14 protein-coding genes are annotated in these 15,052 nt (G+C 50.6%); 11 read left to right on the top strand and 3 right to left on the bottom strand.

Going from position 1 to position 15,052, the window contains the following annotated elements:
• The first annotated feature begins 695 nt into the window (after positions 1-695).
• From ACLJRS_RS09175 to ACLJRS_RS09140, 8 genes are all read left to right on the top strand, one after another.
• Positions 696-1,232 (top strand): STM3031 family outer membrane protein, encoded by a 537-nt coding sequence (locus ACLJRS_RS09175; protein WP_001038506.1) that lies wholly within the window; start codon positions 696-698, stop codon positions 1,230-1,232.
• Positions 1,233-1,278: 46 nt separating this feature from the next.
• Positions 1,279-1,911 (top strand): YfdX family protein, encoded by a 633-nt coding sequence (locus ACLJRS_RS09170; RefSeq protein ID WP_000835265.1) that lies wholly within the window; start codon positions 1,279-1,281, stop codon positions 1,909-1,911.
• Between the two features lie 718 nt (positions 1,912-2,629).
• The gene (locus ACLJRS_RS09165; RefSeq protein ID WP_001244638.1) at positions 2,630-3,214 is read left to right on the top strand and encodes a fimbrial protein; all 585 of its coding nucleotides are present in this window, start codon (positions 2,630-2,632) and stop codon (positions 3,212-3,214) included.
• Between the two features lie 119 nt (positions 3,215-3,333).
• The gene (gene stdB, locus ACLJRS_RS09160; protein ID WP_000705483.1) at positions 3,334-5,823 is read left to right on the top strand and encodes a fimbrial outer membrane usher protein StdB; all 2,490 of its coding nucleotides are present in this window, start codon (positions 3,334-3,336) and stop codon (positions 5,821-5,823) included.
• A 40-nt stretch (positions 5,824-5,863) separates the two neighbouring features.
• Positions 5,864-6,607, top strand: coding sequence for a fimbrial biogenesis chaperone StdC (gene stdC / locus ACLJRS_RS09155; protein WP_000798504.1), 744 nt, complete (start codon positions 5,864-5,866; stop codon positions 6,605-6,607).
• Positions 6,604-7,680: an outer membrane protein gene (locus ACLJRS_RS09150; RefSeq protein WP_000141329.1), complete on the top strand. Its 1,077-nt coding sequence runs from the start codon at positions 6,604-6,606 to the stop codon at positions 7,678-7,680. The genes stdC and ACLJRS_RS09150 overlap by 4 nt, the downstream gene beginning before the upstream one ends.
• Positions 7,681-7,823: 143 nt before the next feature.
• Positions 7,824-8,336: a CaiF/GrlA family transcriptional regulator gene (locus ACLJRS_RS09145; protein WP_000336259.1), complete on the top strand. Its 513-nt coding sequence runs from the start codon at positions 7,824-7,826 to the stop codon at positions 8,334-8,336.
• Positions 8,323-9,081, top strand: coding sequence for a transcriptional regulator (locus tag ACLJRS_RS09140; protein ID WP_000134791.1), 759 nt, complete (start codon positions 8,323-8,325; stop codon positions 9,079-9,081). Before ACLJRS_RS09145 ends, ACLJRS_RS09140 begins: the two co-directional genes overlap by 14 nt.
• A gap of 209 nt (positions 9,082-9,290) precedes the next feature.
• Here the strand turns inward: ACLJRS_RS09140 and ACLJRS_RS09135 are convergent, their stop codons facing one another.
• Positions 9,291-10,151 (bottom strand): nickel/cobalt efflux protein RcnA, encoded by an 861-nt coding sequence (locus ACLJRS_RS09135; RefSeq protein WP_000503707.1) that lies wholly within the window; start codon positions 10,149-10,151, stop codon positions 9,291-9,293.
• Positions 10,152-10,273: 122 nt separating this feature from the next.
• Between ACLJRS_RS09135 and rcnR the strand changes: the two genes are divergently transcribed.
• Positions 10,274-10,546, top strand: a complete 273-nt coding sequence (gene rcnR / locus ACLJRS_RS09130; protein WP_000019953.1) for a Ni(II)/Co(II)-binding transcriptional repressor RcnR — start codon at positions 10,274-10,276, stop codon at positions 10,544-10,546.
• Positions 10,547-10,576: 30 nt separating this feature from the next.
• On the opposite strand, the gene ACLJRS_RS09125 is transcribed toward rcnR, so the two are convergent.
• Together ACLJRS_RS09125 and ACLJRS_RS09120 are read right to left on the bottom strand one after the other, a co-directional pair.
• Positions 10,577-11,806 (bottom strand): amino acid permease, encoded by a 1,230-nt coding sequence (locus ACLJRS_RS09125; RefSeq protein ID WP_000036837.1) that lies wholly within the window; start codon positions 11,804-11,806, stop codon positions 10,577-10,579.
• 141 nt (positions 11,807-11,947) lie between these two features.
• Complete coding sequence (locus ACLJRS_RS09120) at positions 11,948-12,403, bottom strand: multidrug/biocide efflux PACE transporter (RefSeq protein ID WP_001519547.1); 456 nt, start codon at positions 12,401-12,403, stop codon at positions 11,948-11,950.
• A 103-nt stretch (positions 12,404-12,506) separates the two neighbouring features.
• On the opposite strand from ACLJRS_RS09120, the gene ACLJRS_RS09115 reads away from it, so the two are divergent.
• Both ACLJRS_RS09115 and ACLJRS_RS09110 read left to right on the top strand, forming a co-directional pair.
• Positions 12,507-13,370: a LysR family transcriptional regulator gene (locus ACLJRS_RS09115; protein WP_001270777.1), complete on the top strand. Its 864-nt coding sequence runs from the start codon at positions 12,507-12,509 to the stop codon at positions 13,368-13,370.
• Positions 13,371-13,492: 122 nt separating this feature from the next.
• Positions 13,493-14,671, top strand: a complete 1,179-nt coding sequence (locus ACLJRS_RS09110) for an acetyl-CoA C-acetyltransferase (protein ID WP_000665984.1) — start codon at positions 13,493-13,495, stop codon at positions 14,669-14,671.
• The last annotated feature ends 381 nt before the right edge of the window (positions 14,672-15,052 follow it).

Raw genomic sequence — 15,052 nt, 5'->3', positions numbered from 1 at the left:
ATTTTTTTATGTTGACTGGAGATATCTGCCAACAGCATAACTTTTACGGCCAGATAATAAATAAAAGAGTACCAAAATGTCGTATTCTGACATGTTTACGAAGGGAGTACCGCTCCCTTCTTTTTTTGTTTCCTGGATACTCACTGAACAATGCCGTTACTGCCCGATAACTGCCGCATCCCCCTCTCCATAGCCGTTTCCTGCAACTTAAATCACAGACGTTGATTTACCAGGCCGATAGGCCTTCTTTCCCGTTATATACCCTTCATACTTCAAGTGGCTTATGTGTTAGCTACGGATTACTCAGTCCATCCATGGGCCTCGCCCTGACGGGCCGTCGCATGCGACGTTCAAGTCTGCTCCCGGCAGATTTGTTGCTCTCCCCGGTCACAGCGTTATCTATGCTCCCGGGGACTCACTCCCTTGCCGCCTTTCAGCAACTCAAATTATTTTTGGTATATATCAGTGAACTTCTATTTTTGTCAGTTTTTATTTTCCAGTTTATTTATTATTAAATACTGTTTCTGGCCTGGATATATTTTCGTGAATAGCCTCCCGACAGCCGGAGATAAAGTTATTTGCTGGCGTAACAGTGCTCATAATTTAAAAGATTTATTTATAGTTTGTTATCACGGAAAGATTTTAACTTAATACATGCCAGTAAGGCATCAGGTAAAATAACCGGAGAGAAGAAGATGAACAAAATGCTATTAGCCGGAAGTACCGGTATTGTTCTGCTGTCTGCTGCAGCCAGTCCGGTATGGGCAGACGATAATGCCAGTACATTTTCACTTGGATACGCCCAGTCCCATACTAATCACGCCGGGACGTTGCGTGGGGTACGGCTGGCAAACAACTATGAAATGTCACCGGACTGGGGGCTGACAACCTCATTTGCATGGCTAAATGGAAGCCAGCGCTATTCCGATGAAAGCAGTAATGGTCGTGTAACAACCCGTTATTACTCCCTGCTTGCAGGCCCCTCATGGAAAATAAATAACCAGTTAAGTCTGTATAGTCAAGTGGGCCCCGTATTATTGCATCAGCGTGATCACGGGATAAATGAGTCTGACAGTAAGGTCGGATATGGTTATTCTGCTGGCGTGGCTTATACCCCGGTCAGTAGTGTCGCTATAACTCTGGGTTATGAGGGAGCGGATTTTGATGCTACCCATAACAGCGGAAGCCTTAATAGCAATGGTTTTAATCTTGGCGTGGGTTACCGGTTCTGAATAGGATAATCCGATAAAAAATGTTACTTTGTGGAGATGATGGATTATGAAAAGCCATATTATGCCAGGCGTTGCGCTGATGGTTATCCTGTTTTCAGGAAATATTATGGCCGCAACAAACATGACTGATAACGTTACTCTGAATAATGACAAGATATCCGGACAGGCCTGGCAGGCCATGCGTGATATCGGAATGTCGCGATTCGAGTTGTTTAATGGTCGCACCCAAAAGGCGGAACAACTGGCTGCGCAAGCAGAAAAACTCCTGAACGATGACAGCACTGACTGGAATCTGTATGTCAAATCAGATAAAAAAGCCCCAGTTGAAGGAGACCACTATATTCGGATAAATTCATCGATTACGGTAGCAGAAGATTATCTCCCTGCGGGCCAGAAAAATGATGCTATTAATAAAGCAAACCAGAAAATGAAAGAAGGAGATAAAAAAGGGACTATAGAGGCCCTGAAACTAGCAGGCGTCAGTGTTATTGAAAATCAGGAACTCATTCCTCTTCAGCAAACCCGTAAGGATGTGACCACAGCGCTTTCCTTGATGAACGAAGGAAAATACTATCAGGCAGGTCTGTTACTGAAATCAGCTCAGGATGGCATAGTTGTAGACTCTCAGTCAGTTCAGGAATCACCCACGCACTCCGTGCAGCACGACGCCGCGCATTAATATCCCCCAGCCTGCTGTATACATTACAGCAGGCAGCATTATGTCTGACAGCTATTACCAGTTTGTTCTTTGCTGTCGGCATTGTTTTTAAATTTCATCCGCGAAGTTCAGAAATGTCAGGGTACCTGCATTTATATCTATTGTGATGCCCATCACAAATACAGAAGAATATCATTTCATTTATTATTTTTTATTCCTTCCACTTATGATGGTTCATAATGATTTATTAAGTTAATGTTTTGGAATTAAATGCCTTTTACTTGCATTATATCCAGTTTTTTATGCTACCAGTAATTTCATTGTTATATATGATTAGTATTATGTTTTGTAAATATCCAGTGTAATGGAAAAGCAAAACATACATTCCAGATAATATATTACAAAATATTTCATGTCCGCTGCGAATATCTGTCTGTTAGGTATTCACCCGCTTATAATTACATTAAAAAGTATTTCTTTGATGATTATTCTTAAATTACGATCATAATCATCGATCGTATCGATCTATTTTTATTGTTTTAATTTGAATAAGAATTTTCTTACAACTGATTAGGCATTAGCTGAAATCAATATTTTTCGATGGAAAGTTCAGGTGCTTCGTTTAACACCAGGCGTTTATTATTCATACGAATCTTTTCTGAACGCTTTCATTAATACCCTCAGAGTTGTTTTCAGCCTTTGCAAAATAATTCTCATTCACCCAAAGGACATATTATCTATGCGTAATAAAATAATACTTGCCATGGCGGCTGCCGGTATGATGTATGGTGCTTCTGTATTTGCCGCCGATACTACACCCACAGCAGGCCCGTTCGGCTCAGGTAAAATTCTTTTCACTGGTACCATCACCAACTCACCCTGTGATATCGCACCGGGCGACGATGCGATCACCGTTCCGTTTGGACAGATTTCTTACCGTAAACTGAATACCGCCAATGCAACCACGGACTCAAAACCGTTCACCATTCATCTGCAGAACTGCGCCTTCGATCCGAATGAAACTACAATAGCCGGCTCCGCAGGGAAAATGTCTAAAGTAACCGTCTCTTTCAGTGGCACAGCAGATACCTCAGGTAAAGCTTACGTCAGCACCGGCAGTGCCCAGCATGTTGGTGTGCAGCTTCTGAAAGGTGACAACACCTCACTGATTACACCCAATACCCCGATGCCGGATGGCGACGCCCAGCAACTGCAGGCCGGGAATAACGAACTCAACTTCTTTGCCCGCCTGATAGCCCTGACAGATGCCGCAACTCCTGGCGATGTTAACGCATCCGTCACCTACACCCTGAAATACCTGTGATTTCACGCGGTAAATAACGACAGGGAGAAGCCGTCCACGGAGGGGATCGGACGGCTTTTATATCTGACTGTGCCTGCGGGCTGTCTGTTACACGGACGACAACACGAAAGCGCCATGCCATGAAAATTACCCGGCTTGCCATTCTGATTACCCTGACATTTTCCGTCCTGAAGTCGCAGGCCACGGAGTTCAATGCCAGCCTGCTGGACAGCGGGAACCTGTCTAACGTGGACCTCACGGCCTTCAGCCGCGAGGGGTATGTGGCGCCCGGTAACTATATTCTCGATATCTGGCTCAATGACCAGCCGGTACGGGAACAGTATCCGGTCAGGGTTGTACCGGTTGCCGGACTCGACGCGGCCGTCATCTGTGTGACAACAGACATGGTGGCCATGCTGGGTCTTAAGGATAAGATTATTCATGGCCTGAAACCCGTTACCGGTATCCCGGACGGGCAATGCCTTGAGCTGCGCTCCGCTGACAGTCAGGTACGGTACAGCGCTGAAAATCAGCGTCTGACCTTCATTATTCCCCAGGCCTGGATGCGTTATCAGGACCCGGACTGGGTGCCCCCTTCACGCTGGAGCGACGGCGTCACCGCCGGCCTGCTTGATTACAGCCTGATGGTCAACCGCTATATGCCGCAGCAGGGGGAAACCTCTACCAGCTACAGCCTCTACGGCACCGCCGGGTTTAATCTCGGCGCCTGGCGATTGCGGAGCGATTACCAGTACAGCCGTTTTGACAGTGGGCAGGGCGCATCACAGTCCGATTTTTATCTGCCGCAGACGTATCTGTTCCGTGCCTTGCCAGCACTGCGCTCAAAACTGACGCTCGGACAGACGTACCTCAGCTCCGCTATTTTTGACTCCTTCCGCTTTGCCGGGCTCACTTTGGCCAGCGATGAGCGCATGCTGCCGCCCTCTCTTCAGGGGTATGCCCCGAAAATTAGCGGCATTGCGAACAGTAATGCACAGGTCACCGTCAGCCAGAATGGTCGCATTCTGTACCAGACCCGGGTGTCGCCGGGGCCTTTTGAGCTTCCCGACCTGAGCCAGAATATCAGCGGCAACCTGGATGTCAGCGTCCGGGAAAGCGACGGTAGCGTCCGGACCTGGCAGGTCAACACGGCCAGCGTCCCCTTTATGGCACGCCAGGGACAGGTTCGCTATAAGGTGGCCGCCGGACGTCCGCTGTACGGCGGGACGCATAACAACAGCACGGTCAGCCCTGACTTTCTGCTCGGGGAGGCCACCTGGGGAGCATTTAACAACACGTCGCTGTATGGCGGCCTCATTGCCTCCACCGGCGACTACCAGTCCGCGGCGCTCGGGATCGGCCAGAATATGGGGCTGTTGGGCGCTCTGTCTGCGGACGTCACCCGCTCAGATGCGCGGTTGCCGCATGGGCAGAAGCAGTCCGGTTACAGCTACCGTATCAACTATGCCAAAACGTTTGATAAAACCGGCAGTACCCTGGCGTTCGTCGGATACCGCTTCTCGGACCGCCATTTTCTGTCCATGCCGGAGTACCTGCAGCGTCGGACCACTGACGGCGGCGATGCATGGCATGAAAAACAGAGCTACACCGTGACTTATAGCCAGTCCGTTCCGGTACTCAACATGAGCGCGGCCCTCTCGGTAAGCCGGCTCAATTACTGGAACGCACAGTCCAACAATAACTACATGCTCAGCCTCAACAAGGTGTTCAGTCTCGGCGACCTTCAGGGACTCTCGGCCTCGGTGTCGTTTGCCCGTAACCAGTACACCGGCGGGGGTAGCCAGAACCAGGTCTACGCCACCATCAGTATCCCGTGGGGAGACAGTCGCCAGGTGAGTTACAGCGTACAGAAAGATAACCGGGGCGGCCTGCAGCAGACCGTGAATTACAGCGATTTCCATAACCCGGACACTACATGGAACATCAGCGCCGGTCATAACCGTTATGACACCGGCAGCAACAGCAGCTTCAGCGGCAGCGTGCAGAGCCGTCTGCCGTGGGGCCAAGCGGCAGCGGACGCCACCCTGCAGCCCGGACAGTACCGCAGCCTGGGCCTGAGCTGGTACGGCTCGGTGACTGCCACCGCCCACGGTGCCGCTTTCAGCCAGTCGATGGCCGGGAATGAGCCCCGCATGATGATAGATACCGGAGACGTGGCCGGTGTGCCGGTGAACGGCAACAGCGGGGTGACCAACCGCTTCGGGGTGGGCGTGGTGAGCGCCGGCAGCAGCTATCGCCGCAGCGATATTTCGGTTGATGTGGCCGCCCTGCCGGAGGACGTGGACGTCAGCAGCTCCGTCATCAGCCAGGTGCTGACGGAGGGCGCGGTGGGCTACCGGAAGATTGACGCCAACCAGGGGGAGCAGGTGCTCGGTCATATCCGGCTGGCTGATGGCGCAAGTCCGCCGTTTGGCGCCCTGGTGGTGTCCGGGAAAACCGGCAGAACCGCGGGGATGGTCGGAGATGGCGGTCTGGCCTACCTGACAGGTCTCAGCGGGGAAGACCGCCGGACCCTGAATGTGTCCTGGGATGGCCGGGTGCAGTGCAGACTCACCCTGCCGGAAACGGTGACACTCAGCCGGGGGCCGCTGTTACTGCCCTGCAGATAAAAATATCCCTGTCACAGAGCAGGTCTAAAGGAGAAAACAGGTGAAAAACAGCAGAAGAAGCCGTGTGATTTTACTCGCACTGGCGGCGGCATGGAGCCAGTACAGCCCGGCGGCCGTCAATGTTGACCGGACCCGTATTATCATGGATGCGCCGCAGAAAACGGTGGCCATCACGCTGAATAACGATGACAAAACCACGCCGTTCCTGGCGCAGTCCTGGGTGACGGATGCTGACGGGGTGAGAACCGATGCGCTGATGGCGCTGCCGCCGCTGCAGCGTATTGATGCCGGACAGAAATCCCAGGTCCGTATCACCCAGGTTCGCGGGCTGACAGATAAGCTCCCTCAGGACAGGGAAACACTGTTCTGGTTTAACGTGCGGGGCGTTCCCCCGAAGCCGGAAGACGACAACGTCCTGCAGCTGGCCATGCAGAGCCAGCTGAAACTGTTTTACCGTCCGAAAGCCATTATCAGAAGCAGCAGTGACCAGCCGGAAAGAAAGCTGACTGCTGAGCGGAATGCGGGACATCTGACCCTCAGAAACCCGACGCCGTACTACATCACTGTGGCGTGGCTGGGAGCAGACCGTAGCCACAGGCTCAGCGGTTTCCGCGAGGGCGTGATGGTGCCGCCCCTGGGGAACCTGCCTTTAAAGGCTGTTCTGCCGGCAGAAACCCGGACGCTGTGGGTGGGGTATATTGATGATTACGGGGGACTGCAGATGAATCGCTACACCTGCGATGCCCTGAACTGCGCGTTTAAGGACGCAGGGGCGACATCATGACAGAATGGATTTTTAATCTGAAAACAAAACTGACCGTGCTGGTGATGATGTTGTGCTCTTTATGTGTGACTAAAGTGTATGCGGTTGAGCTAGGTATAAATGAATGTGCAGTCACTTCCGGTCAGAATATTAATTTAAGAAGTATAAATTTGACAACCGATGATTTTAAACCTGGCCCGGATTCGGTTATCTATACAATCAATCAGGATGCAGTTTTTAAATGTTACATGGGATATGACACGCAATTTCCACAGCTGGTATTTAATCAGGGCTACTTCAGTAAATTTACCAAGACACTAGATGCGATGGGACTTGGATTCAGAATGTCCATTCAAGAAACAGGAAATGCTTCAAGTGTTGTTTCGTTCTCCTGGGATGAAATAAAGAGTACTCAGTCAGGAAATGAGTTACGAAAAGAGTTTGGCACAAAACTACCTGTTGGGACTACAGAACGAAAAGTAAGGATAACACTGGATTTCTTATATACAAAAGCATATTCAGAGAGTAGTGCAGTTACAGCTTTTACGGGGATAAGTAATGTTTTAAATATTGTACCTTTTTCTTATTCTTTGAGACAAAACGGATTTGTTTTATCTGGTTTTAATGTGAGAATTCTCAGAAACGGATTGGGTAAAGTTGACATTGTTCCATTACAGGTCAACTTTGGGCATATTTATACGACTTATGAACCTTCACAGACCAGACAGGCAAATTTTACAGTGATCGCCAGGCAGGTTTTACGACCGGCTATGGGACAGGAATTCACGATCCCTCTGGCCATCACCTTCGGGAAAGGTGCACTGACACAGGATACCGGGCAAACTCTGAATCTTGTCAGCCTGGATGGCCCCAACAAAGGTCAGCCTAATGGGCTCCGGCTTTCAATAAAAGATGATAAAGGAAAAGAGATTACTTTTGATAAACAAGAAGTACTGGGGGATATTACTATTACAGGAGCTGTCACCGGTAATGTGTCGAAGGTATATACTGCAGTAATAACCCCGACCCCGGGGGGAAGTGTAAAGACAGGAACGTTTTCTGCTGCAATACCCGTTACTGTTACCTATAACTAATCGGGGGGGCAGATAATAAAAATAAAAGAACTGACTGAGTTATCGGGGAACTAATCCCGAATAAACACACATTAATAATAAATACTATTTAAGAGTTGTTCTTCACCTCCGGGAAATCATTTACCCAGTTATGGAGAGGTTTTATGTGCCCTGATAATACACACGCAAAAAAGCAGTACCTTACCCCTGGTAACGATATTCATTATCCCGGACAGACCAACCATGATGCCTGTTTTATTCCGGTAAGTGTCCGCCAGTATGCCGGCGAGCCCCTGTATATCATTGTGGCACACTGGTGCCTGTTGCAGCAGAACTGGGTTCAGCGTAACCAGATAGCAGAGGCGTTTCACATCACGGCCAGACGGGCCAGCTACCTGATTGCCTATCTGCGAAGCAAAACATCGCGGGTGGTCAGCATCTGCCGTCACCAGACCCTGCCTAATAAAGCACGACGCTATGAGATTTATGTTATCCGGGTTCTTGACAGTCCCACCCCGTCCACGCGCCGTGAAAAAGCCGGACCGCCGCTGGTATCAAAACGCCGGGTCGGTAATGGTGACAGGTCGATGGCAAATGAACTGTGGAACCGGCTGTGCAGTAACAGAAATGCGGGGAAGATCCTGAAAAAGAAGGAGGATGAGGATGACGGAACATAACCGGATACCGGCCCGGCAGATTATCGTTTACGGTGACTGCTGGCCGGTGACGATCGCCGTGGCACACCTGGTCCGGAGATTTATGCCGGGCTGCAACTGTGAAACCGCATACAGGCAGCCTGTTCTGTTGCAGCAATTACGTCGGAAACCGGAGGCCATACTGATACTGTGTCTGCGTCCCCGTGAACATCTCTTTTTGTTCTATTCCCTGAGACAGATACTGCCGGACTACCCGGTTATGATTATCAGCGATGAGCTGTTTTTCAGCGACCGGGTGGTACTGAAGGTATACGGCGGCATCCCGGCGCTGCTGGAGCAGGAACTGGCGGAGATACTTATTCGGTGGCGGCGGGATGAACAGTGGGCCGGGGGCGCACGCCTGCGCAGGACAGGAGCGCTGGACGCCTTTTTGTTATCTCCGGATCCGGTGACGGGCTTTCTGGAAGTGCCACCGATATTTAACAATCCGAAGCGGTTGATGAACTATATGGATCAGTTGATGCACCGGGAGATACTGGCATGCGGAGTGAGCCTGGCCCAGTTACGCTTGCTTCAGGAAGTTTACCGTGGACGAGGAAGGTTGTCAGCGTTGTGTGGAAGGCTGAATACACAGGAGAAGCAAATCTGGCAGGACAAATACCGGTTACTGGTGAAGCTGGGAATGCGGAACCGATTACGGGAACTGCTGTTTGGTACCCGGTTTTGTAAATCACTGCAGCGAACCCCGTTTATCGCTCCGCAATAACCCGCCTCCGGCGACCCTATCCGGAAACACTGACACGCCGGCTAAACCCGGTGGCGGTGGGGTATTTTTTGCCTGTGGTGTAGTGGAGTAAAATACAGAATTCAGGCGGGACGCTGAATGTATGGCCTTTCATACCGTTTGATAAGTAAAAACGCTTCTGGAATGAAACCCGACGTGAATGATACGGCCTGAGCAGAAGCGTTACATATTTACTGCATGATCCCGGTATAGCCATGAATTCCCATATACACGCCGACCAGACCAATCAGAATGCTCGAAAAATAGGGCGCCCGCCGGGCAAGCGTCGAAAAACCACTCCAGCGCTTTGCTGCCTGTTGAACGCTTATCGCCGCGCCCACGCCTACCGTCACCAGTGTTAATGCCAGGCCAAGACTAAAGCTCAGCACCATCGTGGCGCCCAGCGTAAACGCTTTAAGCTGGATACAAATCAGTAAAACGGTGATCGCAGCCGGACAGGGGATAAGCCCTCCGGTCAGGCCGAATAGCAGGATCTGTCCATTAGTCACTGTTTGACCATCAAAACGGCGTTGAATATCGGCAGCATGGGCGCGTTCATGGGCATCCTGATACGCTTTTGACGTTGCACCTTCCGGATGTATGTGACCATGATGGTCGTGGTCGTGGTCGTGGTCGTGGTCGTGGTCGTGGTCGTGGTCGTGGTCGTGGTCGTGGTCGTGGTTGTGATGATGGTTTCCCGCCAGCCACTGCTGCTCGCCTCGCCATGTCCGCCAGAACATCCAGCACGCGGTGCTCAGAATAATGATCGCAGAAATTAACTGCAGCCATGGTTCCACTGATTGTGCGGTGAATGCCCGGCTAAGATACATCCCACCCAGAGCGATTAACCAGACGATCGCGGTATGAGAAAGCGTTGCTGCCAGACCGAGCATGACAGCCTGTTTAACCGTACCTTTAATGGCAATGATAAAAGCCGCCATCATAGTTTTGGAGTGCCCTGGTTCAAGCCCGTGCAAAATACCTAATAAAATGGCGCTGGGAATGAAGAACCAGCCGTTTCCTTGCTGAAGAAGTGTCGAAAATTCACCCATGAGAATGATTCTTAGTTGTTTTATGTGGGGCGTCATTCTACTCCCCCCCAGTATGGAATACTACCCCCCAGTAGCATCGTAATGCTATAATTTGTATTCGTTAATGTTAGTGAGGTGTTGTAATGTCACATACCATCCGGGACAAACAAAAGCTTAAAGCCAGAACCAGCAAGATTCAGGGGCAGGTGATAGCGCTAAAAAAAATGCTGGATGAACCGCATGAATGCGCGGCCGTGTTACAACAGATCGCGGCGATTCGCGGCGCGGTAAATGGCTTAATGCGCGAGGTGATTAAAGGGCATCTGACCGAGCATATCGTTCATCAGAGTGATGAAGCCAGACGTGAAGAAGATCTGGACGTAATATTAAAGGTGCTGGATTCTTATATAAAATAGCCGGGAGTTATATCCCGGCTATCTTTTACTTTAGCCGAAAAACATCACCGATACGCAAAGTAAACCGACGACCAACGTAATGAAATTACCTACTGAACGGTAGGGTTTCAATGCCGGTATCAGGTACGTTGACAACGTGGGCATAATAAACAGAATCATCGCAATGAGCGGGCCGCTAATGGCATAAATCATAGAGATGGCATTCGGGTTAATACAGCAAATAATAAACGTAATCCCGGAAACCAGCATGATAGATAGTGCGCGATTGAACGCCCGGCTTTTTTTCACGCCAACCTGCTGTAGAGTGGTTCTTACCATTTCGGTTGCGCCCTCAATGACGCCGAAATAGGTGCCGAGGAAAGATTTCGACATGGCCACGACGGCAACGATAATACCGGAAATAGAGAGCCAGGCCGGCGCATTGGGCATCATCGAGAGCGCGGAAAGGATGGTAACGCCTTCGTTGCGCGCGTCTTCAATGTATGACGGCGGAATGGAGAGCAGGCAGCTAAAGACAAAGAACAGCACGCTCAGGCAGATAATCAGATAGGCGACCTTCATGATCTTTTTGCATTTATCCATGGCCTGATCGCCAAAATTTTCCCGTCTGTCGATGGCAAACGTCGAAATAATGGGCGTATGGCTAAAAGCAAAAACCATCACCGGAATAGAAATCCATACCTGGTGCAACGTGTGACTATCCAAAGACATCTGCCCGGTCAGTAACGAGGGTTGCCAGCTTCCGGTTAAGTAGAGCGAAAGGAACAAGAAGTAAGCGATAAGTGGAAAGACTAAAAAGCCCATTACGCGAAGAGTGGCATGTCTTCCCATTAAGAAAATCATATTCAGGATAAGTACTACGCCGAAGCTAACTGCCATCCGGATGCGAATATCTATCTGAATATGCTTCGCTAATTGCTCTGTCAGGGAATTGGTAATCGCCACCGCATAAATTAATACCACGACAAAAAACGCAATAAAATAAAGCGTGGTAATAATACTGCCGATTTTCTTGCCGTAATAATGGGTAACGGCGCCAGTAATTCCCTCACCTGCAGAAGTCTTTGAGGAAAGAATAAACTGACACAGCGCTTTATGCGGCCAGTATGTTAGAGGCCAGGCGACCAGCGCGGTAATAAATAGCACGATTGCGCCTGCCGATCCCAACTGGATGGGAAGGAAAAGAGTGCCTGCGCCTACAGCCGTTCCGTATAATGCAAAACTCCAGAGAGTCTCATCTTTTGACCAAATTTTAGACATTATTTGAATTTATCAACTATAAAACACACAAAAAGAAGCGCAATTTACCATAAATAGCGTCAGTTGGGGGCGTTTTAAGCAGATGGATGTCGTGGAGGAGGAGGGCCGGGAGCGTTGCGATCCCGGCAAAAAAGAGCAATATCATGCACTAACGCGCTGTTGGCGGCGGGTCACTATTCGCTGGCGTAAAACATCGTATGCCCAGTTGTACAGCATCGTGTACGGCAAAAAGAACAGGAAGAAACCAATTTCCAGGGTGAATGCTTGTAGCAGGCTGACATTCAGTACCCAGGCGACAATACTCACGCCAATGACAATAAACCCACTTTCAAATCCTAACGCATGGAGTGCGCGCACTTTGGCGGTTCGTCTCACCTGATGCGCGGGCCACAATCGATCAAACAGAGCGTTATAAATGATATTCCAGATCATGGCCGTCGTTGCCAGCAATATCGTCAGGCCGCCCATCTCCAGCACCGAGCGCTGCATTAGCCAGGCGGTCGTTGGCGCCAGTATCGCAGTCGCAATACCTTCAAAACAGACAGCATGGAAAATACGCTCCGGCAGCGAGCGACGTTGTATGGCGTCATGTTGCATAAACGAAAAAACCTTACTCTTAATCAAGCTAAAGAAATTTCCGCTATTTTATCGTTTAATGTGATACCTAAAAGATAACATCCATCGATAAAGTAGATAGGTTATGCGTTACTCACCTGAAGCGTTAATGGCATTTGTTGAGACCGTCTCTTGCGGTTCGTTTTCTGCGGCGGCGCGCCGCCTGCGTAAAAGCCAGTCCACCATTAGTACCGCCATTGCGCATCTGGAGGCGGATCTGGGATTTTCATTATTTGATCGATCTTCGCGCCAGCCCGTTCTGACCGAAGAAGGAAAACGGGTGCTTAGCTATGTTCAGGCTATTTTATCGGCGAGCGACCGTCTGGATGAGGTGGCGCTGACGTTATCCGGCGAGACGGAGGCAAGACTCACGTTCGTCCTCTCTGATACCCTGCACCCTGACAGTCTGGAAGAGTTAATGGCGCAGTTTGATCGTCAATTTCCGCATACCGAGTTTGAATGCTTGATCGGAGAAAATGATGATGTCATCGACCTGCTGCAAAAAGGGCGTGCCCAGATAGGTCTGATTGAAGCGCGTGATGACTATCCCACAGACATTGGCGCGACGCGTCTGCCTGTTCAAAGCTGGATGGGGGTTTATGTGGGGACCACGCATCCGTTGGCGTCGCAGACGAACCTGCAATGGGAGCAACTGCATACCTGGCGCGAGCTGCGTCTGAATACCTACCTTGACTCTAACGCCAACATTACGCGCGGCCCGGCCTGGTCAGCGCCAAACTATTTATTGCTGTTGAGCATGGCGGTTCAGGGATTTGGCTGGTGCGTATTGCCCTGCGCGCTGGTGGAAGAGTTTGCGGCGGAAAAACCGCTGGCGCAGCTGGATGTTCCTGGCTGGCCGAGGGCGATTGCTATTGATTTGTTGTGGAACAAGAAGACGCCGCCCGGAACGGCGGGGAACTGGCTTCGCTACCATTTGCAGCAGAAATAAGCTGCGTCACCGTCAAATCAGTGTCATTTCCTTTGTGATAAAACTCACTTTTTTTAAACAATCAAGATAACTAATTTTAACAATGCTCTACTATGGCGGTGTCATTTTGCGCTGAGGTGGTAATGAAAGAGGTTGTGATAGTGGGGGCTTTACGGACACCCATCGGCTGTTTTCAGGGAACGCTGGCCCGTCATTCCGCCGTCGAGCTGGGGAGCATGGTCGTAAAAGCGTTAATTGAGCGCACCGGCGTGGACGCTAACGCTATCGATGAGGTCATCCTCGGTCAGGTGCTGACGGCTGGCGCCGGGCAGAATCCGGCGCGCCAGTCAGCCATCAAAGGAGGGCTGCCGACTACCGTTTCCGCTATTACCATTAATGACGTTTGTGGTTCCGGTTTAAAAGCGTTGCACCTGGCGACGCAGGCTATTCAGTGCGGCGAAGCGGACATTGTTATTGCGGGCGGGCAGGAGAATATGAGCCGTGCGCCGCATGTCCTCAATGACAGCCGTACCGGCGCGTTGCCTGATGCCGACAATCTGGTGGATAGTCTGGTACATGATGGCTTATGGGATGCCTTCAACGATTATCACATTGGCGTGACGGCAGAAAACCTGGCGCGGGAATATGGCATCAGCCGCGAGTTACAGGATGCTTATGCGCTCAGTTCGCAGCAAAAAGCCAGGGCCGCGATTGATACCGGGCGTTTTAAAGATGAGATTGTCCCCATCGTCACGCAACGTAATGGGCAGACCGCAATTGTCGATACGGATGAACAACCGCGGGCCGACGCCAGTGCGGAGGGGTTAGCCCTGCTGCATCCGGCGTTTGATAGTTTAGGTTCGGTGACGGCGGGTAATGCCTCCTCAATCAACGATGGCGCCGCCGCGGTGATGATGATGAGCGAGACGAAAGCCCGGGCGCTGGGGCTGCCGGTGCTGGCGCGCATCCGCGCGTTTGCCAGCGTCGGCGTCGATCCTGCGCTAATGGGGATTGCGCCGGTATATGCTACCCGGCGCTGTCTGGAGCGTGCCGGCTGGCAATTGACGGAGGTCGACCTTATCGAAGCCAACGAAGCGTTTGCCGCCCAGGCGTTGTCGGTAGGAAAAATGCTGGAATGGGATGAGCGACGGGTAAACGTTAATGGCGGCGCGATTGCGCTGGGGCATCCCATTGGCGCTTCCGGCTGTCGAATTCTGGTTTCACTGGTGCACGAAATGGTTAAACGCGACGCGCGAAAAGGTCTGGCGACGCTGTGTATCGGTGGCGGCCAGGGCGTTGCTTTAACCATTGAACGCGACTGATCCTGCGCCAGCCATCCTTTTCCTGCTTCAGTATTCCGTTGTAAAAAGCCCTCTATCACGAGGGCAAAGCCAGTGACAGAACCCCCTTTTTCGTTATAGCGCAGAACGTCTTGCCGCGTCGGGCATTGCAGACGCATACCGCTTTTAATTCAATTCGCACATCAGACCCCGTTCCAAAATAAGCTCCAATTTTTATCTGGGTAACCGCATACAGCATCTGGCGCACATGTCTGAAAATCAGACATGTGCGTAAGTTTTAGCGCCGTTCGTGATCGCTAGAGCAGTTTTAAAAATAACCAACCATATAAATGAAACGTTGTTTTATTTATTGTTGAAAACCTTTATCCAGGCGACTATGATGCCGTTAAATAAATCAAAACA

It is taken from the genome of Salmonella sp. SAL00670 (assembly GCF_046552235.1).
Lineage (GTDB): Bacteria > Pseudomonadota > Gammaproteobacteria > Enterobacterales > Enterobacteriaceae > Salmonella > Salmonella enterica.
This window is presented reverse-complemented; position numbering and strand designations above follow the sequence as displayed.